This window comes from Citricoccus alkalitolerans (assembly GCF_039528175.1).
In the GTDB taxonomy this organism is placed as follows: Bacteria; Actinomycetota; Actinomycetes; order Actinomycetales; family Micrococcaceae; genus Citricoccus; species Citricoccus alkalitolerans.
In genome coordinates, this window is record NZ_BAAALH010000002.1 from 1,561,629 (window position 1) to 1,583,488 (window position 21,860).

At 66.4% G+C, this 21,860-nt stretch carries 29 protein-coding genes and 1 pseudogene; 25 read left to right on the plus strand and 5 right to left on the minus strand.

Annotated elements, in window-relative coordinates; genetic code table 11:
• Nucleotides 1-57 precede the first annotated feature (57 nt).
• From ABD134_RS13010 to ABD134_RS13030, 5 genes are all read left to right on the plus strand, one after another.
• On the plus strand, nt 58-408 hold the full coding sequence (locus tag ABD134_RS13010; RefSeq protein ID WP_313817141.1) for a holo-ACP synthase: 351 nt from the start codon (nt 58-60) through the stop codon (nt 406-408).
• 24 nt (nt 409-432) lie between these two features.
• Nucleotides 433-1,038, plus strand: coding sequence for an NAD(P)H-hydrate epimerase (locus tag ABD134_RS13015; RefSeq protein WP_344230079.1), 606 nt, complete (start codon nt 433-435; stop codon nt 1,036-1,038).
• A gap of 92 nt (nt 1,039-1,130) precedes the next feature.
• Complete coding sequence (locus ABD134_RS13020; protein WP_344230081.1) at nt 1,131-1,454, plus strand: carbohydrate kinase family protein; 324 nt, start codon at nt 1,131-1,133, stop codon at nt 1,452-1,454.
• On the plus strand, nt 1,402-1,605 hold the full coding sequence (locus tag ABD134_RS13025; RefSeq protein WP_344230905.1) for an NAD(P)H-hydrate dehydratase: 204 nt from the start codon (nt 1,402-1,404) through the stop codon (nt 1,603-1,605). Before ABD134_RS13020 ends, ABD134_RS13025 begins: the two co-directional genes overlap by 53 nt.
• 363 nt (nt 1,606-1,968) lie before the next feature.
• Complete coding sequence (locus ABD134_RS13030) at nt 1,969-2,109, plus strand: hypothetical protein (protein ID WP_344230083.1); 141 nt, start codon at nt 1,969-1,971, stop codon at nt 2,107-2,109.
• Between the two features lie 47 nt (nt 2,110-2,156).
• On the opposite strand, the gene ABD134_RS13035 is transcribed toward ABD134_RS13030, so the two are convergent.
• On the minus strand, nt 2,157-3,848 hold the full coding sequence (locus tag ABD134_RS13035) for a hypothetical protein (RefSeq protein WP_344230085.1): 1,692 nt from the start codon (nt 3,846-3,848) through the stop codon (nt 2,157-2,159).
• Between the two features lie 379 nt (nt 3,849-4,227).
• Between ABD134_RS13035 and ABD134_RS13040 the strand changes: the two genes are divergently transcribed.
• From ABD134_RS13040 to ABD134_RS13055, 4 genes and pseudogenes are all read left to right on the plus strand, one after another.
• Nucleotides 4,228-4,359: a hypothetical protein gene (locus tag ABD134_RS13040; RefSeq protein ID WP_344230087.1), complete on the plus strand. Its 132-nt coding sequence runs from the start codon at nt 4,228-4,230 to the stop codon at nt 4,357-4,359.
• Nucleotides 4,360-4,699: 340 nt separating this feature from the next.
• A pseudogene (locus ABD134_RS13045) lies at nt 4,700-4,861 on the plus strand (holo-ACP synthase); the annotation flags it as partial.
• A 29-nt stretch (nt 4,862-4,890) separates the two neighbouring features.
• The gene (locus ABD134_RS13050; RefSeq protein WP_344230089.1) at nt 4,891-6,351 is read left to right on the plus strand and encodes an NAD(P)H-hydrate dehydratase; all 1,461 of its coding nucleotides are present in this window, start codon (nt 4,891-4,893) and stop codon (nt 6,349-6,351) included.
• Between the two features lie 114 nt (nt 6,352-6,465).
• Nucleotides 6,466-6,612 carry a hypothetical protein gene (locus ABD134_RS13055; RefSeq protein WP_344230091.1) on the plus strand — a complete coding sequence of 49 codons (147 nt, stop codon included), beginning with the start codon at nt 6,466-6,468 and terminating at the stop codon, nt 6,610-6,612.
• A gap of 146 nt (nt 6,613-6,758) precedes the next feature.
• Here ABD134_RS13055 and ABD134_RS13060 read toward each other — a convergent pair whose 3' ends face one another.
• The gene (locus tag ABD134_RS13060; RefSeq protein ID WP_344230093.1) at nt 6,759-6,899 is read right to left on the minus strand and encodes a hypothetical protein; all 141 of its coding nucleotides are present in this window, start codon (nt 6,897-6,899) and stop codon (nt 6,759-6,761) included.
• 203 nt (nt 6,900-7,102) lie between these two features.
• On the opposite strand from ABD134_RS13060, the gene ABD134_RS13065 reads away from it, so the two are divergent.
• From ABD134_RS13065 to ABD134_RS13130, 14 genes are all read left to right on the plus strand, one after another.
• Nucleotides 7,103-7,726 (plus strand): hypothetical protein, encoded by a 624-nt coding sequence (locus tag ABD134_RS13065; protein ID WP_344230095.1) that lies wholly within the window; start codon nt 7,103-7,105, stop codon nt 7,724-7,726.
• A 132-nt stretch (nt 7,727-7,858) separates the two neighbouring features.
• Complete coding sequence (locus tag ABD134_RS13070; protein WP_344230097.1) at nt 7,859-8,641, plus strand: hypothetical protein; 783 nt, start codon at nt 7,859-7,861, stop codon at nt 8,639-8,641.
• Nucleotides 8,638-9,147, plus strand: a complete 510-nt coding sequence (locus ABD134_RS13075; protein ID WP_378108176.1) for a phage holin family protein — start codon at nt 8,638-8,640, stop codon at nt 9,145-9,147. The genes ABD134_RS13070 and ABD134_RS13075 overlap by 4 nt, the downstream gene beginning before the upstream one ends.
• Nucleotides 9,144-9,782 carry a DUF3618 domain-containing protein gene (locus tag ABD134_RS13080; protein ID WP_344230099.1) on the plus strand — a complete coding sequence of 213 codons (639 nt, stop codon included), beginning with the start codon at nt 9,144-9,146 and terminating at the stop codon, nt 9,780-9,782. The genes ABD134_RS13075 and ABD134_RS13080 overlap by 4 nt, the downstream gene beginning before the upstream one ends.
• A gap of 162 nt (nt 9,783-9,944) precedes the next feature.
• Nucleotides 9,945-10,214: a GlsB/YeaQ/YmgE family stress response membrane protein gene (locus ABD134_RS13085; protein ID WP_344230100.1), complete on the plus strand. Its 270-nt coding sequence runs from the start codon at nt 9,945-9,947 to the stop codon at nt 10,212-10,214.
• A 142-nt stretch (nt 10,215-10,356) separates the two neighbouring features.
• Nucleotides 10,357-10,722, plus strand: coding sequence for a VOC family protein (locus ABD134_RS13090; protein WP_344230102.1), 366 nt, complete (start codon nt 10,357-10,359; stop codon nt 10,720-10,722).
• A 181-nt stretch (nt 10,723-10,903) separates the two neighbouring features.
• Nucleotides 10,904-11,845: an iron-containing redox enzyme family protein gene (locus tag ABD134_RS13095; protein ID WP_344230104.1), complete on the plus strand. Its 942-nt coding sequence runs from the start codon at nt 10,904-10,906 to the stop codon at nt 11,843-11,845.
• On the plus strand, nt 11,842-12,057 hold the full coding sequence (locus tag ABD134_RS13100; protein WP_344230106.1) for a CDGSH iron-sulfur domain-containing protein: 216 nt from the start codon (nt 11,842-11,844) through the stop codon (nt 12,055-12,057). The genes ABD134_RS13095 and ABD134_RS13100 overlap by 4 nt, the downstream gene beginning before the upstream one ends.
• An 86-nt stretch (nt 12,058-12,143) precedes the next feature.
• Nucleotides 12,144-12,575, plus strand: a complete 432-nt coding sequence (locus tag ABD134_RS13105; RefSeq protein WP_344230108.1) for a universal stress protein — start codon at nt 12,144-12,146, stop codon at nt 12,573-12,575.
• A gap of 141 nt (nt 12,576-12,716) precedes the next feature.
• Nucleotides 12,717-13,598, plus strand: coding sequence for a manganese catalase (locus ABD134_RS13110; RefSeq protein ID WP_344230110.1), 882 nt, complete (start codon nt 12,717-12,719; stop codon nt 13,596-13,598).
• 111 nt (nt 13,599-13,709) lie between these two features.
• A complete protein-coding gene (locus ABD134_RS13115) occupies nt 13,710-14,651 on the plus strand; it encodes an NAD(P)/FAD-dependent oxidoreductase (protein ID WP_344230112.1) in 942 nt (313 codons plus the stop codon).
• Between the two features lie 119 nt (nt 14,652-14,770).
• Nucleotides 14,771-15,112, plus strand: coding sequence for a DUF8129 domain-containing protein (locus tag ABD134_RS13120; protein ID WP_344230114.1), 342 nt, complete (start codon nt 14,771-14,773; stop codon nt 15,110-15,112).
• Nucleotides 15,113-15,159: 47 nt separating this feature from the next.
• Nucleotides 15,160-15,585 (plus strand): DUF6098 family protein, encoded by a 426-nt coding sequence (locus tag ABD134_RS13125; protein ID WP_344230116.1) that lies wholly within the window; start codon nt 15,160-15,162, stop codon nt 15,583-15,585.
• A 224-nt stretch (nt 15,586-15,809) separates the two neighbouring features.
• Complete coding sequence (locus ABD134_RS13130; RefSeq protein WP_344230118.1) at nt 15,810-17,258, plus strand: class I SAM-dependent RNA methyltransferase; 1,449 nt, start codon at nt 15,810-15,812, stop codon at nt 17,256-17,258.
• Here the strand turns inward: ABD134_RS13130 and ABD134_RS13135 are convergent.
• The 3 genes from ABD134_RS13135 to rfbA all read right to left on the minus strand — a co-directional run bounded on the left by ABD134_RS13135 (nt 17,255) and on the right by rfbA (nt 19,654).
• Nucleotides 17,255-17,986, minus strand: coding sequence for an ANTAR domain-containing protein (locus ABD134_RS13135; protein ID WP_344230120.1), 732 nt, complete (start codon nt 17,984-17,986; stop codon nt 17,255-17,257). The two genes, ABD134_RS13130 and ABD134_RS13135, sit on opposite strands and share 4 nt — an antisense overlap.
• Nucleotides 17,987-18,062: 76 nt before the next feature.
• A complete protein-coding gene (locus ABD134_RS13140) occupies nt 18,063-18,677 on the minus strand; it encodes a methyltransferase (protein WP_344230122.1) in 615 nt (204 codons plus the stop codon).
• Nucleotides 18,678-18,751: 74 nt separating this feature from the next.
• Nucleotides 18,752-19,654, minus strand: a complete 903-nt coding sequence (rfbA, locus tag ABD134_RS13145) for a glucose-1-phosphate thymidylyltransferase RfbA (RefSeq protein ID WP_344230124.1) — start codon at nt 19,652-19,654, stop codon at nt 18,752-18,754.
• 198 nt (nt 19,655-19,852) lie between these two features.
• Between rfbA and alr the strand changes: the two genes are divergently transcribed.
• Together alr and tsaE are read left to right on the plus strand one after the other, a co-directional pair.
• On the plus strand, nt 19,853-21,127 hold the full coding sequence (gene alr / locus ABD134_RS13150) for an alanine racemase (RefSeq protein WP_344230126.1): 1,275 nt from the start codon (nt 19,853-19,855) through the stop codon (nt 21,125-21,127).
• Entirely contained in the window at nt 21,124-21,801 is a 678-nt protein-coding gene (gene tsaE, locus ABD134_RS13155) for a tRNA (adenosine(37)-N6)-threonylcarbamoyltransferase complex ATPase subunit type 1 TsaE (protein ID WP_344230128.1), read from the plus strand. The genes alr and tsaE overlap by 4 nt, the downstream gene beginning before the upstream one ends.
• Nucleotides 21,802-21,860: the final 59 nt, after the last annotated feature.

Here is a 21,860-nt window from a genome sequence, read left to right on the forward strand (position 1 = left end):
GTGGCGCGCGGGGGCTCGTCCACCAGCGATCTCTGGCTACCTGGATAAGATGGCCGAATGATCATCGGCATTGGCGTGGACGTAGTCCTAGTAACCCGTTTCAAGCAGCAACTGACCAAGGCGCCGGCCCTGAGGGACCGCCTCTTCACGCCCGCCGAGCGTGAACTCAACACCCGCTCCCTCGCGGCCCGCTTCGCCGCGAAGGAAGCCGTGGCCAAGGCACTCGGCGCCCCGGCCGGCATGAACTGGCAGCACTGTCAGATTGACATCGACGCCGCCGGCGCCCCGCACGTCGTGGCCATCGGCACGGTGGCCGACGTGGCCGACGCCAAGGGCGTCAAGAAGTGGCACCTGTCCCTCAGCCATGATGGGGACGTGGCCACCGCGATGGTCGTCGCTGAGGGCTGACCCGCTGAACGGAGGTTCACGGCTGTGATCCACGCGTATACCGGCGCCGCGGTGCGGGCCGCTGAGAGTCCACTGCTGCGCGCCGGCCAGGGCGCAGCGCTGATGCGCCGCGCCGCGTGGGGGCTTGCTCGGGTGGTCGTTGGGGAGCTGCGCCGCGGTCCCGTGGCCGGGGCAACCGTGACGGCACTGGTCGGCACCGGGAACAACGGCGGCGATGCCCTGTGGGCGCTCGCCTTCCTGCGTCGGCGGGGCGTGAATGTGGTGGCCGTGCCGACCGGAGAGCGGATGCACGCGGCCGGGGGAGTTATCGCGGCTGACGTGACCGTGACCTTCGGAGGGATCAAGCAGGGCTGGTGGTCGGAGCCGGTGCTCATGCCGCCGGACGGGTGGAACTGGTGGACATCGGCCTCGAACTGCACCTCAAGGAACCTGAAGTTTCCTCGTGCGAACGTGACGCTGCACTCACGGTCTTCGCCCGGCCTTCCTGGGACGATCACAAGTACAGCCGCGGGGTGCTCGGTGTCTGCGCCGGATCTGAGCAGTACCCGGGGGCGGCTGTCCTGGTGTGCTCGTCCGCGTTGGCCTCCGGGCCGGGCATGGTGCAGTATGCGGGCCGAAGCGGGCCGCTAATCTTGTCTTATTGGCGCGCCCGGAAGTGGTGGCCGGCTCGGGCGTTGGAGGGAAAGCTCAGGCGTGGGTCGCCGGTCCGGGGCTGGGATCAGATGACGACGCCCTCCCGCCTGGCCGAGGTCATCAATGCCTGCGTGGACGGCGGTCTGCCACTGGTCCTAGATGCCTCCGCACTGGGACTGGTGGAACTCGAGGATCTGGACCGTCTCCGGGCGGCCGCCTGCGACGTGGTCCTGGCGCCCCATCAGGGAGAGTTGTTGAAGCTCGTGGACCGGCTAGCCCCGGACATCGCCGCCGGCTTCACGAACGTGGCGAAAGCCGACCCCGTGGCCGCAGCGCGCCGCACGCCGCACGGCCGAGGCGCTGGGCGTCGTCGTCCTCCCCAAAGGCTCCACGACGGTTTGCGCTACGCCTGATGGCAGGACCTTGGTACAGAACGACGGCGGAGCGGAGCTGGCGACCGCTGGGACCGGTGACTGTCTCGCAGGGCTCGTCGGGTCGGCCTTGGCCCGGAGTAAAAAAGGTGGGCCGGCCGCGACGGCGAAGAACGCCGCTGCGGCGGCCTAGCTTCACGGGATGGCCGGCACGCGGGCGTCCGAGGACGGTCCGTACGGCACCTCGACCTTGCGTAGCGCGGTGTCCGGCGTTGTGAGGATTGTTGAAAGCCCTTAGGGCGCGAAAGGTGAGGTCCAAACGACGTCCCTACTGGGCCAATCCGGCAATCGGGGCAGGCGGCGGCAACGCTCTACTCCTCTTTGCATTGCATTTATGGGCTGCACGAGGTCATACCCCTTCGCTACGTGATTCGGCACGTGTCAGGCGGTAGCGCTCGATGTACCTGCCGATCAGCGCAGGGTGTTTGTAACAGCAGGTCGACTTCCTCCGCCGCTCCTTTGCACCGCCTCATCGAATCGATATCGCCAGGGATCTATGAATAGCGAACAGCGCCAAACTAAGTACCGAACGGGCTACACCCAAAAGAAGCAGGTCAACCCCGGCACAGTGGCGGCCGTGGTCATCGGTCTAGCCGCGGTGGTCGTGCTCTTCGTACTGATTGTGGCCATGGGCTGACACCCGGCCTAAAGTTCCGTTCTGGTGCACTAATCCGGCGGTTGGTTCTAGACGGGATTCCTCATCGCATCGCGCCAAATCGTGCCGTCTGACCAGAGGGGCATGTCCAGGTCGTCGTCGTAGATCATGGTTCCCTTGCCTGCAACCACGGGGTCGATGCGGCCTGCCGTGGTGAACACTCCAGGCGTGATTCCGGAGCGGGCGCGGATATAGCCCGGCCGCCAACCGATATTCGTTGGATGGCCAATGCTGTTGGCAGCGGTCATGTGCAGGTTTGCCCCGGTGATGCTCAGGCCGCCATTGTTGCTGTCCCAGCCAAACTGCGCTGGAGGGCCAGTAGTTCCACCGGGGCCAAAGGAGGTGCGTCCAGTTACCCAGTTGAGGAGCATACGTTCACGCTCGCCCGGTGCCGCACGCCCCAGCATGAAATTGTGGGCGTAGGTGACTGCTGCGGCACTAGCTCCGTGCGCCCCGTTGTAAGTGCTCAAACCGGCAGCCCGTGAGCCTGGGAACTGGATGGCAATTACGGCACCGCCATTGGAGTTCTCAGCGACCAGCACCGGCCGGTTGTAATCGACTAGCCGGAGCTGGTTCGGCGCGTAGATCTGGTTCGTCGTGGCGATGACGGACGTGTCGTCAAAGATTTCCTCGACCCACTGAGCCCCGTAGCCCATGTGGATGGTGTTATACCGGGCGGTCATGGCCCATCGAACACGAGCGCCCTCAGTGGACTCCCAGCGGGCCTGGTCGATGATGTTATAAGAGCCGGAAAAGATGGCATGGAACTCGGCAACGTTGCCTTCAACGGAAGGCTTGATCCACCGGTTGTTATTGATCGGATGGTGACCTTCGCGGTACACCATATTAATGTGCGCGGTGCCGGGAACGCGGGTTGTCCCATACCAGGTGCTATGTCCGTAGCGGCCGTTGAAGAAGACGTTCTCGTTGACCCAGCCGCCAGCGTTGCGGTCGAGCTCCATGTTCACGCGGTTCGTGTCGAGGTGACCTATGGAGAACTCGTTGTAGGCGTTCCCTTGGCTCTCGGCCCACACCAGCAGACCCTTGCCGAATGATCGGATGTACGGGATGTAGATCCGAGCCGTGTTCAGGTTGACAGCACGGATGCCAACAGTGTCATGGTTGGTCGCCCGGTCGCCGGTGTAGATCGCTTTGGGTGCTGACCCAGCAATCCTCCATGACACCTCAGACATTGACCCAAGGACTACTGCGTCACCAGCGCCGCCATAATTGATGGTCAACCCGGCCATGTCCAAATCACAGTTCAGATGCAGCGTTTCGGTGGTGAATAAATCACCGGCCGCCCATAGCCGCTCGCCCTTAGCCTTGGCCTCATCTGCGGCCGCTTGCAAGCCGGCCAAAGTCAGTTGTGACGGGGTGACAACGCCAAGCTGCTGGCTCATGTACGCGCTGGTCAGGCCGATCAGATCCTCATGGAGCTGGGACCCAGGGGACGTGATCTGCGTGGACACGGCCAGTGCACTCTGTGCATTTAGCGCAGTCTGGATTGGATCGTCCGGGGTCTGGATGCCATGGACTGTTGCGGCCTGAAGCGCGGTACGGGTTTGGGTTCCCTCGGTCTTGATCTTGGCGGCAATTTGCGCGTCATCCATCTCGATCACGTTCTTCGGGATGCTCGCGGCCGCTGAAGTCACGAGCCCGGCCACCACCGCCACGGCGGCTCGCCGTGTCGGCTTGCTGCCAATGTTTGAGGCCTTCATCTGTGCCACCTTGCGTTGGAACTGTGATCCCCTCCGTTCCAACGAAGGTAGGCCGAACCTGAATTGCTGGGAACACGAGTCCGTACTCGTCCACCACGTTCAGGGTCTCGACCAACAGGGGTCCGTACTCTCCCCAGTCCGCGTTGCGTAGCCGCATCGTCAAGGGGGATCTCGGCTGCAATTTCTCCCTGAACGGTGTTTCCCCCGGAGCCGATCCTGACGGTCAAGGCATAGATAGAACCGGGATCGCGGGCGAGGTGGGGGAGCCGGCAAGTTCACTCGACCGTCACCACAGGTCCAAGTCGGCCCTGGCTTGTGGTTGCTCCACCTCATGCGTGATCGCAACCCGCCTACGCTGGATTTGCCGAAGTCGAAGACCATGACCTCGCATGTTCCGGCCCTCGTCCTGCATGCCGGGGACATCCCCGAGGGAGCTGACGCCGAGTACCACAGCTATCTGGTACGGATCCCGTCCGGCCTGCGCGACCGCATCCGGCATATGCCGGGCTAGCAAGTGATTCGCTGGAACGCGAGCGCCTACGAGAACTACGAGGATCATCTCAGCACCTTAATGCGCAGGTGACCGTCGGTGGAGTGCAGTTCCTGCTGCTGGATCCCACCGTGGTCCAGCAGGAGATGGGCTTCGGTTCGCATCTGGGGAGCCCGACGTCTCATCGCTGGAGCGGGATAACTCGCTCGCGGTCTGCGCCCTGCACCTATGGGATGACCACAATCAGACACACTCAGGAAAGAATGGAACAGTGCTAGTGAGACTACGAGAGAGTTCTCGTGCGCAAAATTCGGCGCAGCGAAGGCTAACTTCAATGTTGCCGGCAGTTAGCATTACTCGCATGCTCATCGGCATAGGCGTGAACCTTGTCCTGGTAGCCCGTTTCAAGCAGCAGCTGACCAAGGTACCGGCCCTGCGGGATCGCCTCTTCACGCCGGACGAGCGTGAACTCAACACACGGTCCCTCGCCGCGAGATTCGCGGCCAAGGAGGCCGTGGCCGAGGGCTGACCCGTTCTGCTGGAGGTATGGCCATGATCCACGCGTATACCGGCGCCGCGGTGCGGGCCGCTGAGAGCCCACTGCTGCGCGCCGGCCAGGGGGCAGCGCTGATGCGCCGCGCCGCGTGGGGGCTTGCTCGGGTGGTCGTTCGGGAGCTGCGCTCCCACGGTCCCGTGGCCGGGGCAACCGTGACGGCACTGGTCGGCACCGGGAATAACGGCGGCGATGCCCTGTGGGCGCTGGCCTTCCTGCGCCGCCGGGGCGTGAATGCGGTGGCCGTGCCGACCGGAGAGCGCATACACGAGGCTGGACTGGCTGCCTTGCGCCGTGCTGGCGGTCGCGTGGCGGACCAGATTCCCGTCGACGCCGTGATGTTGATCGACGGCGTCCTGGGGACTGGTGCCCGCGGTGGATGGGAACCACCGCTGGTGCCTGCGGGAATCACCGTGGTGGCCTGCGATTTGCCTTCGGGGGTGGACGCCGAGACCGGGCACGTGGCTGGCGGGGTGATCCCGGCCGACCTGACCGTCACCTTCGGTGCGCTCAAGACCGGCCTGGTGGTCGGAGCCGGCGCGCAGGCTGCCGGCCGGGTGGAAGTGGTGGACATCGGCCTCGGTACGTACTTGGAAGAATCAGACGTCTCATCGTTGGAGCGCGACGACGCGCTCGCCGTCTTCGCTCAGCCTGCCTGGGATGACCACAAGTACAGCCGCGGGGTGCTCGGGGTGTGCGCGGGATCGGAGCAGTACCCAGGGGCTGCTGTCCTGGTGTGCTCGTCCGCGCTGGCCTCCGGACTGGGCATGGTCCAGTACGCCGGACCGAGGCGGGCGGCGGACCTGGTTCTGACGGCGCACCCCGAGGTGGTGGCTGGCTCGGGCGTGGAGGGGAAGGCCCAGGCCTGGGTCGCCGGGCCGGGACTGGGGTCGGACGATGATGCCCGGTCTCGGCTGGCCGCGGTGGTCGACGCCTGCGTAGACGGCGGTCTGCCGCTGGTTCTGGACGCCTCGGCGCTAGGTCTGGTGACCCTGGATCACCTGTCTCGGCTGCGGAGCGCCGGATGTGAAGTGGTACTGACGCCCCACCAAGGGGAGTTGGTGAAACTCGTGGACCGGCTGGCGCCGCACCTCGCTGGCGGCTTCGCGGACCTGGTGAAAGCCGACCCCGTGGCCGCCGCGCGCCGCACGGCCGGGGCGCTGGGCGTCGTCGTGCTCCTCAAAGGTTCCACCACGGTGAGTGCGGCGCCCGGCGGCAGGACCCTGGTCCAGAACGAGGGCGGTCCTGAACTGGCGACGGCAGGAACGGGCGACTGCCTCGCCGGCCTGGTGGGCTCGACCCTGGTGCGGACTCAGCATGGTGGATTGAGCGCCACGGTGGAGAAGGCAGCTGCGGCCGCGTGGCTGCATGGGACGGCCGGATCGACGACGGCCAGCGGCGGGCCTTTCGGCGCTTCCTCGCTGGCGAGTGCCGTGCGTCACGCTCTGACCGATCGGTAGTAGGGAGTTCACCAGGCATATACCCGGCCGCACCGTTTCAGCTTGAATGAGCTGCACAGGGCGGTGATACGTTGCGATGTCGCCTGAGACTCAACTCGAGAGTGAGGGGTTCACATGTCTGAAGAACAGAAACCCATCAAATACCGAACCGAGTACGTCAAGAAGAAGCGGTTCTCCACTCGTCAGCTGCAGATCGCGGCCATCATCCTCGTGGCGGTTGTCATCGCCGTCCTGCTCGGAATCATCCTGACCGGCCTCTGATGCCGACGCCCGAGCGGTGATATCGACGCAACGGGGCGGTGATCACCTCATCGTCCGATTGTCCTGTCACCACTGATGCCGTCACGATCAGGCCGGGCCACCCGAGGGCGGCCCGGCCCGACCGGCTGCGGGGAACCCCGCGACGGCTACTTCTCGCCGCCTTGCTGATCCTTGTCCTTGTTGCCGTCGACGAAGTCTTGGGCCTTGTCCTTGGCCTGGTCGACTTTCTCCGGATGGTCCTGTCCGTACTGCTTGGCCTTGTCAGCCGCGTCACCGATTCCCGACATGGCACTTCCTTCCCTCGTTCCACTCCGTGGCACCCGTTCCTGTCGCCACGGTCTGACGCGTCCATGATCTGGTCTCGCGGGGCTGGAGTCCACCCTTGAGGTGATGCGGCTTCGTATCGCACGCGAACGGTTGCGGTAGGCGGGGGTGCGGGTGAAATCTAAGGCCACGTTGGCGATTCGACCCCAACCACAAGGAGCGCATCATGAGCACCGAGAATCCATCCGGATCCACCACACCCCGCGGGCGGCGAGACGAGGTCGTCACCGCGGAGAGACAGAAGTTCGGCGGCATGAAGATCGGCGCAGCCTTCTTCGGCTGGCTGGCGGCCACAGGGATGGCCGTGCTCCTCGCCGCCGTGCTCTCGGCCATCGGTGTCGGCGTGGGTCTGGCGACGGGCACGGACGCCGGACAGGCAACAGAGGAGGCGGCCCAGTCACCGACCGCCGTGGGAATCACCGGTGCGGTCATCCTGGCCGTCATCCTGCTGATCTCCTACCTCAGCGGAGGCTATGTGGCTGGGCGGATGGCTCGCTTCGACGGGGCCAAGCAGGGGGTCGCCGTCTGGTTGTGGGCGATCGTCATCACCGTCATCCTGGCGCTCGTGGGGCTGGTGGCCGGCAGCCAGTTCGACCTGCTGGGCCAACTGGGCGGCCTGACCGGTATGCCGATTGAGGCAGAGGCACTGACCACCGGTGGCATCATCGCCCTGGTCGTTGCCGTGTTGCTGGCCCTGGCCGGCGCGGTGCTGGGCGGAATTCTGGGCATGCGGTACCACCGCAAGGTCGACCAGTACGGCATCGACCACCGTGGCGGCCGGGACGGCTGACCGCTGCCGCTCCGTGCCGATTGCAACTGGCAGTGGCGCAACCCTCGCCGCGGGCCTGGCCACTGATTAGTCTCACGAACCACAGGCCGTTTGGACATCAGGGGCCATGGCCGTCTACCGGAAGGACACCCCATGACGCTGAACCCGGATCACTCCACAGAGCACGACGGCGGAACTCGGGACGCCGCACAACAAGAGGCCGGACGCTTGGGCTCGGAAGCCCAAAGTGCGGCCCGTGATGTAGCTGGGACCGCCCAGGAGGAGGCCGCCCACCTCAAGGACGAGACGATGACCCAGGCCAGGGATCTGGCGGGGTCGGCCAAGCAGGAGGCTTCCTCCCAGCTGGCCGCCCAGAAAGACCGTCTGGCTGCACAATCCCGCACGGTCTCGGATGACCTCGATCGCATCTCCCGCGGGGAGAAGCCCGAATCGGACCTGGTGAACCAGGCCGTCTCGATGCTCTCGCAACGGGCCCGCCAGGTCACGGAGCAGCTGGAGTCCAAGGAACCCCTGGATCTGCTGGATGACGTCCGCCGGTTCGCGGCCCGCCGCCCCGGGACGTTCCTGGCGATCGCGGCCGGCGTCGGGCTCGTGGCCGGCCGGCTCACCCGTGGAATGAAGGACGCTCACGACGATGACAGTCACGGTCATTCCACGCCGACCCACCGCGCTGGTTCCTCCGGTCCCGCGCCCATCGAGAGGGTTCCGGGCTCTGTTGACCCGGATGACGTTCCGGCCACCGGCCCCTCGGGCGACATCCCTCTCCCGCCGACGGCGCCCCCGGCTCCGGTGGTGCCTCCGGCTGCGGGCCAACCTGATGTGGGCATGGGCGCCCCGGCCACGGAGGTCCTGGGCACGCCCGCGGTGACCGATCCCTCCGGGACCGGCCGCCCCCGCCAGGGAGGCCGTCCGTGACCACCGATCCCCGCTATGACGGCGTGCCGACGGGCAGCCCCGCTGCCGATGCCGCCGGGACGGGTCCGTCGGCACCGGGTTCCGGGTCCACGGAGGCCCTACCTCCCGAGGCTGAGTACCGGGCCCGGACGGAGTCCCTGGGCGAGATGTTCGGCAGTTTCTCGGAGAACCTCAGCACGCTGGTGCGGCAGGAGATCCAGCTGGCGAAGGCCGAGGCGACGGTGGAGGCCAAGAAGGCCGGGACAGGTGCAGCGATGTTCGCCGGTGCCGCCTGGGCTGCCTTCTTCCTCCTGATGTTCCTGTCCACGGCCCTCATGTGGGCGCTGGGTTCACTGATGCACCTGGGCTGGGCCGCTCTGATCGTGGCCGTGCTCTGGGGCGTGGTGGCCACCGTGCTCGCCCTGATGGGCAAGAAACACTTCGAACGCATCAAGGGTCTGACACAGACCCAACAGACGGTCCAGGAGATCCCCGCGACCCTGAACCCGGAGAAGGAGACCCCATGAGCAACAATCCCGATGAGATCCGCGCTGACATCGAGCGCACCCGCCATGAGCTCAGCAGCGACGTGGACGCCCTGGCCGAGAAGACCAACCCGACCAAGGCCGTCCACCGACAGGGAGACCGTGTCCGTGAACGCCTGAGCACCATGAAGGAATCCGTGATGGGCGAGCCTACGGACCCGTACTCCAGCCAGCGGAGTTCTACCGGTCTGACGGATCGAGCCAGGACCGTAGCGGATGGCACCCAGTACCGCGCGGAAGAGGCCATGCATGCCGTGCAGGAAGCCCCGACGGCGGTCCGCCGCAGTACCCGAGGCAACCCGCTGGCAGCCGGACTGATCGCCCTGGGCGCCGGCTGGCTGATCGGCTCCCTGATCCCCGCCTCCCGCCCGGAACAAGAGGCGGCAACCAAGGTCAAGGAGGAGGCCGGGCCTCTGGTGGACGAAGCCAAGTCCATGGCCCAGGACATGGGTGAGCACCTGAAGCCGCAGGCCCAAGAGGCCATGGAATCCGTCAAGGACACGGCCACCTCCGGAGTGGAGCACGTCAAGGCCGACGGCCAGGACCAGGCGGGCCGCCTCAAGGACGAGTCTGCGCAATCAGCACAACACGTCAAGGGCGCCGCACAGGATTCATGACCCAGCGCATCTGCTGACCGCCGCCCAGGACTCAACCGTTCTGGGCGGCGGTCGGCTTTCGCGGGAAGCATCGGGTAGGTTCGATAGCCTGCCCATTGCCGAGTTCTCGACGTTCTCGACACATCGGGCAGCAGATGAGAACTTCTTGGGAAAGGACCCAGCATGATCGGATTCATCGTCGCAGGACTCGTCATCGGCGCCTTGGCGCGCCTGATTAAACCCGGCAAGCAGAACCTCGGCCTCCTCGCCACGCTCATCCTGGGCTTGGTCGGTTCGGTCATCGGAGGCCTGGTGGCCAATCTGATGGGCACGGGGGACATCTTCGAACTGAACATCGTGGGATTCATCGTGGCCGTGGTCGCCGCGGTGGCCCTGATCGGCGTCGCTGAAGGTCTGGCCGGACGTCACCGCTCTCGCAGCCGCTCCCACTGAGCACAACGGCACCAAGGGCAGCCTGCCGCTGGCGGTAGCTGATCCGTCTCGGGACGAGGCCAGCGGCAGGCGACCGTAGTGTCCCGCCGGCAGCGGGCATAGGCTGACGCGCATGGTGGTGCGCAGTGGTTTCCCCCTTCTGATGACCGAAGATCTGCCACGGTTGGCCCGGTTCTACCGGGAGGCCTTCGGCGCCGTGCGCACGTACGGCTTCCCTGATCCGGACGACGAGACGCGGGATGTGTACGTCACCTTGCGGCTGGGCAGGAGCGTCCTGGCGATCGGCCGGAAACTGGACATCGGCGGGGAAGACTCTCGCGCCGCCCTGTGGCTCTACGTCGACGACATCGATGAGGCCGCCCGTAGAGCACATGCCGCCGGCGCCTCCATCGTGGCACCCCCGCAGGAGATGCCCTGGGTCGAGCGGGTGGCCCAGATTCGAGACCCGGCTGGATTTCTGGTGTACCTGGGCGCCGGTCCCGCCGACGGGGACGTCGACGCGTCGTAGGCCCCGGAGCGCGCGCCTCAAACAGGCCGAATTCCGCCCAGATTTCCGTATAGGTTAACTACCGAGGCGCAGCAGCGCCCGCACCGAGTTCCCGTCACCACACGCTAAGGACCAGAATGCCCCACCTCAGCTGCCGGACAGTGGCTGTCCCTCTCTCTCCGACTGGGTTGGGGGTGGGCTCTTGCTGACGCCCGAGAGCCGGGGCTCGCTGAGCGAGGCTGTCTTCCGGGCCCTGCGCACCGGTGAGACGTCGCGATTGGCCGAAGCGCCGCCGTCGGACACCGCCGAGGATGCGCAGCTCACGCTGTGGGCGCTCTACGAGCAGCACTATCGCGGCTTCGAGGACGTGGCCGGAGAGTTGGAGTGGGATCCGCAGCTGATTAGCCTGCGACGCGGTCTGGAGCAGGAGTTCGAGCGGACACTGCGGTCCCGGATGCCCGAGGTGCCGGAACCGGAGGGGTTCGCGGAGAAATTCTTCGACTTCGTGGCAGACCATGACGGACCCTCGCTGGCGGCCCACGTCCATCGGAAGGCCACCGAGGAGCAGGTGCGCGAGTTGCTGCGGCACCGCACCATCTACCACCTGAAAGAGGCGGACCACACCACGTGGGTGATTCCCCGCCTGTCTGACCGGGTCAAGGCCGCCGTGATGGAGCTGCAGTTCGACGAGTACGGGGGAGGTGACCCGAATCTTCTGCACGCCCACCTGTTCGTCCGTGGCCTGCAGGACAGCGGCTTGAACTCCGAGTACGGCGCCTACATCAACGAGGCGCCGCTGGAGGTCCTCGAGGAGAACAACGCGATGTCCCTGTTCGGGCTGAACCGCCGGCTCCGCGCGGCCTCACTGGGGTTCCTGGCGGCGTTCGAGGCCACCAGTTCCGCACCCTCCCGCCGCATGGCCCAGGGGCTGAAGCGGCTCGGGTTCCCGGCGACCATGATCGAGTACTACACCGAACACGTGGAGGCCGATGCGGTGCACGAGCAGCTGGCGGTACGCACCATCTGCGGTGCCCTGCTGGAGGAGGAACCGGAGTTGCATGATGACGTCTACTTCGGCGCCTTCTCGGCGCTCGACCTGGCGGATCGGTACGCCGAACGGATGCTGACGCAGTGGGCGGGATGACCGGCGAGGAGGAGCCCTCCCCGGGCCACCCGGACGTGGTCCTGTGTCCCGGCGGTCCCATGCTCTTGCGCGGTGACCATGTGGTGCAAGACGAGGACGGCAACGAACACCGCACCTGGCGCCCGGTGAGCGCGGTCTGCCGGTGTGGAGCCTCCACGGTCAAGCCCTGGTGCGATGGCACGCACAAGGTCCTGCGCAAACGCACCACCTGACTGGCTGTATAGAGTGTCAGGCATCCGGCCTCCACTGCCGAAGACCGCAGGCGCCGTGCCGGCACAGTGCATCCTCAGGAGTCGCCATGTCAGGAACAGTCATCGTCGGCGTTGACGGCAGCGATACGTCGTTCAAAGCCGCGACGCGAGCCGTCGCCATCGCCGTCGGCCTCGGAGCCGACCTGTCCGTCGTCACCGCGTACGCGAAGGACAGCACCGAAGTGATCCGTAGCGGAGGAGACACCTTCATCCTCGATGACGCAGAGCAGGCCCAGAAGCTCGCTGAGAATATCGCGACCAGGCTCCGCGAGGTGGAGCCCGGCGTGAAGGTCCACGCGTCTGCGGTCAAAGGAAAACCGCAGGAGGTGCTCGTCGACGTGGCTACCCGCTCCGGAGCGCAGTTGATCGTCGTCGGAAACGTGGGAATGAAGGGCCTGGGCCGCGTCCTCGGAAGCGTTGCGAGCAGCGTCGCTCACTCCGCCTCCTGTGACGTCTACATCGTCAAGACCGCCCAATAGCGTCGGGCCAGGCGCCCTTCGGTACCCGGAGAGATTGGACGGCGCTGAACCCTGGAACCGAGACAAGTGCCGTGCTTATCTTGGCCTCGCGCGTGGGTTTCGGCTCCCGCGACCAATGTCTCAACGGGAAGGTTCACGACTGTGTTTATTCATCAGCAGAAACTTCAATACAACTCCTCGCCGGAGAAGCCCGACGCCGTGTATGCACGCAAGCTCCAGGAGGTGATCGGTGGACAGTATGGGGAGATCACGGTAGCCATGCAGTACAGCTTCCAGGCGTGGAACGCCCATATACCCGGAAAGTACCGGGACCTGTTGTTCAGCACCGCGGCGGAGGAGTTCGGGCACGTGGAGATGCTGGCCACGATGGTGGCCCAGTTGTTGGAGAAGGCGCCTCTGGGGATCACCGAGGACGCAGTCCAGAACGATCCGGCTGTGGCCGCGGTCATCGGCGGGACGGACATGCAGCAGGCCATTGTCTCCGGTGCCGGAGCGCGGCCGGTGGACAGCATGGGCAATCCGTGGACGGCAGGGTACGTCACGGCCAGCGGAAATCTGTTGGCGGATATGACCTCGAATGTGAACGCGGAGATGCAGGGCCGTACCCAGGTGGCGCGCCTGTATCACATGACTGATGACCCGGGGATCCGGGACCTGCTGTCCTTCCTGTTGGCCCGGGACACCATGCACCAGAACCAGTGGGTCGCAGCGGTGCGGGAACTCCAGGAAGAGGGCTTGGAAGAGATGCCGTCGCCGAGCAACTTCCCGCAGTCGAAGGAGGCCTCGGAACATGCCTACACGGCGTACAACTTCTCCGATGGCCAGGCGATGGACCAGGGTAGTTGGGCCGCCGGGCCCGCCCCGGATGGCAAAGGCACCTTCGGCTATCAGCCCGAGCCGATGGCTGGAGTCCCGATGCCTCCGCCGACCCACCCGGATGCGCGCTTCTACGGCACCACCGAATTGCCGAATACGGTGGAGAAGGCCGCCGGAACCGTCCAGGACAAGCTCAACAAGGAATAGTGGCCGGACCGACATCTACGAACTGAGTCCCTGAGTCACCAACCTCGGAGGATAGCCCGGGTGCCCGCCGGCCCCGGGCTTTCCTCGGTGACCGCTGCCCTAGGAGACCAAATGACCCTCGATCGTCCGAGCGTCTTCGACGCTCTCGTGGTCGGTGGCGGACCTGCCGGATTGTCCGCGGCGACGTGGCTGGGCCGCTACCGCAGCTCTACGCTCGTGGTGGACGCGGGACGCCAGCGCAACCTGTCCGCTGACCATAGCCACGGACTGTTGGGACGGGACCCCACCACACCTCAGGAGCTGCTGACCGATGCCCACGCCGGGCTGGAGCAATACCCCGAGGTGATGCTCCGCCACGGCTCAGTGACCGCTGTGCACCAGAGCGACGAGGGATTGTTCCGCGCCACCGTGGACGGCGCTGCCGTCTTCGCGAAGCGCATGGTCCTCGCCACCGGGATGCGCGACCAATTGCCGGAACTGGCCGGCTTCCATGCGCACTACGGCACAGACGTCTTCCACTGTCCGGCCTGTGACGGATACAACGCCCGTGAGCAGACGGTCATCGTGCTGGGCTCCGGAGACCAGCTTCCCGCCTATGCAGCGGAATTGCTCGACTGGGCCGTCGCCGTGCGGATGATCACCGGTACCGACGGCGAGTCCGTGGATGACGAGCAGCGAGCAGTCTTGGGCGGTCAAGGGATCGAAGTGGTGGACGGGGTGGCCGAAGCCCTGGTCGGGCCACCCGGCTCCCTCCGGGGGGTGCGGCTGGCCGGGGGGAGGTTGGTCGAGGGGGACCAGGTCTTCTTCTCCCATGGCCACCACCCACTCAACGTGCTCGGCCATCAGCTGGGATGCCGGCTCGACCACGAGGGGCGGATCGCCGTGGACGATTTCCAGCTCACCAGTGTTGACGGGGTCTATGCCGCAGGTGACATCACCGCAGGGTTCCAGTTGATCCCAGTCGCCATGGGTGAAGGAACCACCGCGGGTGTCGCTTGCGCCACCTCACTGCGTGGAGACTCCGGCACAAGTGCGGCATCCAGGCCTGAGTGAATTGCGTCCGCCTCCGCACCCCGATGTGGGAGGGTATCTGGGCAACGGCCGAGGGTTACGTGGCGATGGCCCCGCTGTTACCTTGGGTGATCCGAGCAGCCCATCCGTCAGGAGAAGCAATGAACGACGCACCAGAGCATGACCAGCTGCCTCTGCCCGGTTACGACCACATCCCCTTGGGGACACTGCCGACCAGGATCAACGGGCTTCGCGAGGACCAAGTGGGCCAGTTGCTCGCGTACGAGACGGCTCACGGCAATCGACTTCCCGTGGTCCGGGTTCTGGAACAACGCCTCGACGACCTGCGCGGCGGAGCCGAGCCATCGGGTCCCACGGTTCCGGACACCCCCGAGGTCAGCGAGGGCCGCGCCGGTTCCCCGGTCTCGCCACAGACCTCTGGACCGAATATCGTTCCGCCGTTCCACGGCAACCCCGCCTACCCTTCACAGCCGGAGAAATAGCCAAGGGATGATCCGACAGCAGATCGGCACCACGAGGAACGGTGGACATGACTGACAACGTGCCCCTGATCGGCAGCCTCGCCGAACTGGAGTCCCTGGTCGGGGAGGAGGGCGATCTCTATGTTCGATACTCCGAGGGATACGAGGCTGACCAGGACGGTGGCAGCATCGATACTGAAAGCGGCCTGGAGCTTCCCGGGCTCTCGGTGAATCCACTTCGGCCCGAACCGTGGTGGACGAGGCCGGCGACTGACTGGCTGGCCCGCCAGCTGTGCCAGTACAAGCAGTTGCAGGACAAGAACCCTGACCGGTTCGCCTGGGTTCTGCACGGGCACTGCATCGGGCGTGGTCCGGACTGCGAGCCGTTGATGACCCAGGTGGTGCCGGTGGCCCGGCTCGCGCAGTCGCTGCTCGCGGAAGCAGAGGACGTGTATCGGCAGCGCTTCGACGCCGGGCATGCACCGGAGGATTGAGCACACACCTGGACCGGGCGGTGCTGATGGCGGTGTCTAGGCCGCCGAGGAGTTTTCGGTTAGCGTGACAGATGGGTCTAGCAGTGGGCTCTTCCGAAGCGACTTTCAGGAGAATCGTGGAGCACTCACTGCGCGTTGATCATCAGGCCCCCGTACTGACCGGGCCGGTCCGGACTATCGTCCCCAGCCCTCCACATCCCCCTTCGCCGTCAGACTCTGGTCCGGTGCGGCTGATTCTCAAGGTCGGCCCCATGGCCCATGGCGGCCACTGCGTGGCTCGCCACCAGGGCAGGCCGGTGTTCGTCCGCCACGCGATCCCCGGTGAGACCGTCATGGCGGAACTCACCGCGGCGGGTTCCTCGGATCAGTTCTGGCGAGCAGACACCGTCAAAGTGATTCGCCCCTCGGAGTTCCGGCGCTTCAACCAATGGAAGCTGGCCGACTCCCTCCGGTCCTACCCGGCTGGCCGCCGCCCCGTAGCCGGTGCAGAGTACGGCCACATCGTGTTGGAGTATCAGCGCCGGCTCAAAGCGCAGGTCTTCCGGGACACCATGGTCAGGTTGGGCAGACAGGCTGTGGAGGACGTGGAGGTCCTCGTCCACGGAATGACTGCGGACGAACCCGCCGGATTGCATTGGCGCACCCGCACCACCTTCGCCGTCTCGGCGAGTGGCCGGTTGTCCATGCCTGTCCACGATGGCCGGGGCACTATTCCGGTGAGCAACATCCCGCTGGCCGTCCAGGAACTCAATGAGTTGCACCTGTGGGAGATCGACTTCTCCGGCGCAGCCAGCGTGAGGGTCACCACGCCGGCCACTGGCCGCGAGGCCCTCGTCATCGTCACCCCGCTCGCACAGATCGCTGAGTCACCGGAGATGTTGAAGAGCTATACGACTGCCTGGCGGCGCCAGCTGTCCGGGCTCCCGAAGAAGGTCTCCGCGATGGTGTCCGTGCGCCAGCGGAACGACGAGAACCACCAGGTCACGGCCCAGAAGTCATCGAGCGGAGCGGCGGAGCACCACCTGCTGCGCGGCCGTTCCTGGGTACAGGAGGAGGTCAGTCCGGAGCAACTCGGCACGCAGACGTTCCGGGTCACGGGGGGCGGGTACTGGCCGGTCCACCGCGACGCCGCTGCCACCCTCGTCAAGACCGTCCTCGAGGCCGCCGAGGTCCAGCCGGGCCAACTGGTCGTGGACCTCTATGCCGGGGCGGGACTGTATTCCCGATTCCTCGCCGAAGCGACGGGCCAGGACGGGGCAGTCCTCTCCGTCGAAGCCGACCCCAGCGCGAGCCGCGACGCTCGGCACAACCTGAAGGATGCGCCCCAGGCGATTGCGCTCAACGGGAATGCCGAGGAGGTGCTGTGCCACTGGCTGCGCACCCCGGACTCCGGATTCTCTCGCGGGGGGCTCGCCGGCCGCCGTGTGGACACCGTGGTGATGCACCCACCCCGCACAGGCGCCGGACGTGCGGTCCTCAGCCGGCTTCATGAGCTGGATCCCGGGAAGATCGTCTACGTCTCCGGTGATCCGGCGGCGTTCGCCCAGGAGACGCGCTGGTTGATCGAGCAGGGTTGGAGATTGGACGCCGTGACGGTCTATGACCTGTCCCCGGACACGCACCACATGACCTCGGTCGGCCAGTTCACGAGGCCGGGGGCTGGCAACGCCTAGCGGTCGAAGTGCGTCTCGGTCGGTGCTTGGCCTACCTGGTCCACCAGGCTGGCGGCCAGGTCGCGGACCTTGATGTTGCGGTGGTTGGAGACCTCGGTCAGGATCCGGAATGCCTCGTCCTGCGAGCACCGGTTCTGACCCATGATGATGCCCACCGCCAGGTCGATGGAGGTGCGGGACCGCAGGGCTGCGTCCAAGTCCTCGTGTGTCTCCTGGTGACGCGCCAACCGGACCGCCAGGCGCAGGCCCTTGGAAGAGATCCCGAGGATGCTCTCGACCTCGTGGCGTGAGACCGCGTCATAGCTCTGCTGATCGGAGAAGTAGATATTGAAGCAACCCGAGGCCTCACCGGCGAGGTCGAACGGGAACGCCAGGATGGAACTGACTCCCGCTTCCGCCGCCAACGATGAGAAGGCGGGCCAGCGCTCATCGGTAGCGCAGTCAGGTACGAACTGGGGCACCAATTCGGCCGCCGCGGTCAGGCAGGGACCGTCGCCCAACTCGTACTGTTTGATGTCCAGATTGTTGACCCAGTCTGCGCTTGAGGCCATGGTGGCCGCGCGCTTCTGGCGCAGTACCGTCACTGAACACCACAGGACACCGGGGTTGGTCGACATGCCCTCGTGCAACGCTGTGGTGAAGTCCTCCACGAACGCCTGCAAGTCGGGGCTGTCGAGCAACAAGTCATAGAGCCACTCTCTCGTGGTGCCCTGCTCCGTCTCAGTCATGTATCCATGCTATCCCTGCCGGTGACTGCGGGCCGTCGCCAGGTCAGCGGCAGGTGAGCGCCACATCAGACGTGAATCAGCGCGCAAGGCGTACCAGCACCCCTCGGTCGAAGGCGCGCGTCTCGACGATCTTGACCGAGCCCTCCGGGTGCCGGGCGGCCTCGGCCGCGATCGTCTCCGCCTGCGTGGTGTTGCCGAGCTGGAGCAGGCCGGAGCCGCCATCGGCCAGGTGCCGGTCCATGAGGCCCACGCAGGCCCGCGCGAGGTCGAGACCGTCGTCGCCGCCGTCGATGGCAAGCACCGGGTCCTCCGGGAACCGCGAGGTGTCCGCCGAGCGAACCCACGGCGGATCCGCCACCACCACGGCGAAGCGCTCACCGTCCGCGAGGGCCTGGTCCAGCCGGGCCAGGCGGAAGTCGATGCGCTCGCCCAGCCCGTTCGCCGCCGCATTGTGCAGGGCGAACTCCTCGGCTGCGGGATTGACGTCCACCATGACCAGGTGGCGGTCCGTGCTCCGGATGGCGCCCAATCCGATATGCCCGACGCCGGCGCAGAGTTCCAGCACCGGGCCCGGTCCCGCCTCGGACAGCAATTCGGCCGCCCACGCGGACTGCGCCTCGGTCCAGGGGCGTGGCTCCAGCACGCGCTCGTCGAACGAGATGGCCAATCCGCAGAAGGTCAGGTGTCGCATGGCTTTCATTGTGCCGGATCGACGCCCACCGTGGCCGCCGATTCGTCTCAGGACGTACAGGGCATCCTGGACCTTCACGAGACAGCGCGCAGACTCATTTCCGGAATCCTCCGCTCATGCTCGAGCAGCTGGAGAAGGTACTGGCCGTAGCCGGACTTGAGGAGGGGCTCGGACACGCGGCGGAGGTCGGCGTCGCTGAGGAAGCCGCGGCGCCAGGCGACCTCTTCGGGGGCGGAGACCTTGAGTCCTTGGCGTTTCTCCACCGTGCGGATGAAATCCGAGGCGTCGTTGAGGTCATCGAAGGTCCCCGTGTCCAACCAGGCGGTGCCGCGGGGCAGGATCGAGACTTGCAGCCGGCCCGCCTCCAGGTAGTGGCGGTTGACGTCGGTGATCTCGAGTTCGCCGCGGGGTGAGGGTTTCAATTGCCGGGCGATCTCGATGACGTCGTTGTCATAGAAGTACAGTCCGGGCACGGCGTAGTTGGACTTGGGTTCGGCGGGTTTCTCCTCGAGGGAGATGGCACGGCCGTTTTCGTCGAATTCCACGACTCCGTAGGCGGAGGGGTTCTTGACCCAATAGCCGAAGACGGCGCCGCCGGTCAGGTCCTGGAAGCGTTCCAGCTGTTCGCCCATGCCGGAGCCGTAGAAGAGGTTGTCGCCCAGGACCAGCGCCACCGTGTCGGTGCCGATGTGGCGTTCGCCGAGCAGGAAGGCCTGGGCGAGGCCGTCAGGGGAGGGCTGGACGGTGTAGGTGAGGTTGATGCCGAAGCGAGAGCCGTCGCCGAGCAGGCGGTGGAAGGCGCCGGCGTCGTGGCCGGTGGTGATGATGAGGATGTCCTGGATGCCGGCCAGGATGAGGGTGGACAGCGGGTAGTAGATCATCGGCTTGTCATAGACCGGGACCAGTTGCTTGCTCACACCCAGGGTGATGGGGTGTAGCCGGGAGCCGGTGCCCCCGGCCAGGATGATGCCCTTCATGGGTTCGAACCTAGAGGCCCGGACCGTCCTGGGTAAGGCGGGCCCGTACTCGTCCCCTACGTGGCAGGACAGCCCGTGCCGGGCGGTTCACTCTCGACAGTGCCGGCCGGGCGAGGTCTTCGGCATCCGGGAAAATCTTCGGTGTGCGGCTCGGTTGCCGATGCCGGACCGCCGGCGGGTGGAAGAATGGCAGGCACTATGTCGACTGACTACCTGCCCGAGCACCGTCATCCCGTCCGGGACCGTCCGCGCCCCGGATCCGGACCGACCGGCACCTCCAGCACCACAGGGCCCCTGAAGCGCAATGGACCGGCCGAGCGCGCCGCCGTCGTGGACCTGGCCGCCATCCGGCACAACGTGGCCACGCTGCGTTCCTGGGTGCAGCCGGCTGCCCTGATGGCCGTGGTCAAGGCGGATGCCTACGGTCACGGTTCCCTACCCGTGGCCCGCGCCGCCCTGGACGCCGGGGCCACCTGGCTCGGGCTGGCCCACGTCTCCGAAGCCCTCGAGCTGCGGGAGGCCGGCGTCTCCGCGCCCATGCTCGCCTGGCTGCACACCACTGGCACCCCCTTCGGCCGGGCCGTGGAGGAGAACATCGACCTCGGGGTCTCCGGCTGGGAACTCGAGCCGATCGCCGAGGCCGCGCAGCGCCTGGAGCGCCCGGCCCGCGTGCACCTGAAGATCGATACGGGGTTGGGCCGCAACGGTGCCACCATCGAGGACTGGCCGGCCGTGGTGGCGCGAGCTGCCGAGCTGCAGGAATCGGGACTGATCCGCGTGGTCGGGATCTTCTCTCACTTGGCCGTGGCCGATGAGGAGGGCCGCGAGGCCGAGACCGATGAGCAGCTCGAACTGTTCCACCAGGCCGTCGAGACCGCGCGTGAGGCCGGAGTAGACCCGGACGTGCGGCACATCGCCAACACCCCCGGCATCCTGCACCGTCCCGACTCCCACCTGGACCTCGTCCGCGCGGGACTGGGGATCTACGGGCTCACCCCCTTCTCCGACCGACCCGCCTCAGACTTCGACCTGATTCCCGCCATGACCGTCACCACCACAGTGGCGCAGAACAAAGCGGTGCCTGCCGGCCAGGGGATCTCCTATGGTTACCGCTACCGCACCGCGGCGGCCACGCGCTTGGCGCTCATCCCGCTCGGCTACGCGGACGGCATCCCACGCCCGACCATCGCGGCGCCCGTGGCGATCGGCGGTCAGCGGTACGAGGTGGCCGGGCGGATCGCCATGGACCAGTTCGTGGTGGACCTGAAGACGGATGACCCCGCCGTTGCCCCGGTAGGAGCCACCGTGGAGGTGTTCGGTCCCGCATCCGGGATCACGGCCGATGAGTGGGCCGCCGCCGCCGGCACCATCAACTACGAACTCGTGACCCGGATCGGTTCCCGCGTGCCGCGAATCCACGTGGACTCCCGGCCCGGCAAAGACGTGGGTGTCCCGACGGGGGAAAGCCGATGAGGGACCTGACCGGGGCGGCCTCGCGACTGCCCGAGCCGGTGCTGCTCGTGGAGGTGCAGCTCGATGGAGCCGAGGCCACGCAGGGGTGGGCCGTGCGCTTGGCGTCCGTGCTGCGGGCCGGTGACGTGCTGATACTGACCGGTGAGCTCGGCGCAGGCAAGACGACCTTCACTCAGGGACTCGGTGCCGGGCTCGGCGTGCGCGAGGGCATCATCTCGCCGACATTCGTGATCTCCCGCATCCATCCCTCGTTGGTGGGGCGTTCCGAGGATACTGATGGTTCTCGTGGTGCTCACGGGTCTCCGGATCCTGGAGCGGCGGGGCCGGATCTGGTGCACGTGGACGCCTATCGGCTGGGTTCTGCCGGTGAGCTGTCCGACCTGGACCTCGACGCCACCGTGGACCGTTCGGTCACTGTGGTGGAGTGGGGCCGGGGACTGGCCGAGTCATTGGCCGGCTGGCCTGACGACCCGGATGCCTCCTGGCTGGACATCGAACTGGTCCGCACCACCGGGAGCGGCGAGCCGGGCGACGCCGGTACCCGCGCCGACGCCGAAGCTGGGACCATCGTCACCGACTTCTCCGATGAGGACGGCACGGGCGCGGATGAGACGCGTACCGCCGTCGTGAAGGGATACGGGCCCCGCTGGGCCGGAATCAACCTGCCGGACTGAAATTCGCTTTGCGGGCAGAAGTTGGTTGGGGATGAGCATTGAGCTGACAGCACTGCCCG

Excerpts from the sequence above, each read along its gene's own strand:
- ABD134_RS13105 (WP_344230108.1), top strand. The coding sequence starts at position 12,144 with ATGTCAGGAACAGTCATCGTCGGCGTTGACGGCAGCGATACGTCGTTC.
- ABD134_RS13065 (WP_344230095.1), top strand. The coding sequence starts at position 7,103 with ATGAGCACCGAGAATCCATCCGGATCCACCACACCCCGCGGGCGGCGA.
- ABD134_RS13040 (WP_344230087.1), top strand. The coding sequence starts at position 4,228 with ATGACCTCGCATGTTCCGGCCCTCGTCCTGCATGCCGGGGACATCCCC.
- alr (WP_344230126.1), top strand. The coding sequence starts at position 19,853 with ATGTCGACTGACTACCTGCCCGAGCACCGTCATCCCGTCCGGGACCGT.
- ABD134_RS13035 (WP_344230085.1), bottom strand. The coding sequence starts at position 3,848 with ATGAAGGCCTCAAACATTGGCAGCAAGCCGACACGGCGAGCCGCCGTG.
- ABD134_RS13125 (WP_344230116.1), top strand. The coding sequence starts at position 15,160 with ATGACTGACAACGTGCCCCTGATCGGCAGCCTCGCCGAACTGGAGTCC.
- ABD134_RS13055 (WP_344230091.1), top strand. The coding sequence starts at position 6,466 with ATGTCTGAAGAACAGAAACCCATCAAATACCGAACCGAGTACGTCAAG.
- ABD134_RS13030 (WP_344230083.1), top strand. The coding sequence starts at position 1,969 with ATGAATAGCGAACAGCGCCAAACTAAGTACCGAACGGGCTACACCCAA.
- ABD134_RS13020 (WP_344230081.1), top strand. The coding sequence starts at position 1,131 with ATGACGACGCCCTCCCGCCTGGCCGAGGTCATCAATGCCTGCGTGGAC.
- ABD134_RS13090 (WP_344230102.1), top strand. The coding sequence starts at position 10,357 with ATGACCGAAGATCTGCCACGGTTGGCCCGGTTCTACCGGGAGGCCTTC.
- ABD134_RS13080 (WP_344230099.1), top strand. The coding sequence starts at position 9,144 with ATGAGCAACAATCCCGATGAGATCCGCGCTGACATCGAGCGCACCCGC.
- tsaE (WP_344230128.1), top strand. The coding sequence starts at position 21,124 with ATGAGGGACCTGACCGGGGCGGCCTCGCGACTGCCCGAGCCGGTGCTG.
- ABD134_RS13050 (WP_344230089.1), top strand. The coding sequence starts at position 4,891 with ATGATCCACGCGTATACCGGCGCCGCGGTGCGGGCCGCTGAGAGCCCA.
- ABD134_RS13060 (WP_344230093.1), bottom strand. The coding sequence starts at position 6,899 with ATGTCGGGAATCGGTGACGCGGCTGACAAGGCCAAGCAGTACGGACAG.
- rfbA (WP_344230124.1), bottom strand. The coding sequence starts at position 19,654 with ATGAAGGGCATCATCCTGGCCGGGGGCACCGGCTCCCGGCTACACCCC.
- ABD134_RS13140 (WP_344230122.1), bottom strand. The coding sequence starts at position 18,677 with ATGCGACACCTGACCTTCTGCGGATTGGCCATCTCGTTCGACGAGCGC.
- ABD134_RS13100 (WP_344230106.1), top strand. The coding sequence starts at position 11,842 with ATGACCGGCGAGGAGGAGCCCTCCCCGGGCCACCCGGACGTGGTCCTG.
- ABD134_RS13120 (WP_344230114.1), top strand. The coding sequence starts at position 14,771 with ATGAACGACGCACCAGAGCATGACCAGCTGCCTCTGCCCGGTTACGAC.
- ABD134_RS13010 (WP_313817141.1), top strand. The coding sequence starts at position 58 with ATGATCATCGGCATTGGCGTGGACGTAGTCCTAGTAACCCGTTTCAAG.
- ABD134_RS13115 (WP_344230112.1), top strand. The coding sequence starts at position 13,710 with ATGACCCTCGATCGTCCGAGCGTCTTCGACGCTCTCGTGGTCGGTGGC.
- ABD134_RS13135 (WP_344230120.1), bottom strand. The coding sequence starts at position 17,986 with ATGACTGAGACGGAGCAGGGCACCACGAGAGAGTGGCTCTATGACTTG.
- ABD134_RS13085 (WP_344230100.1), top strand. The coding sequence starts at position 9,945 with ATGATCGGATTCATCGTCGCAGGACTCGTCATCGGCGCCTTGGCGCGC.
- ABD134_RS13070 (WP_344230097.1), top strand. The coding sequence starts at position 7,859 with ATGACGCTGAACCCGGATCACTCCACAGAGCACGACGGCGGAACTCGG.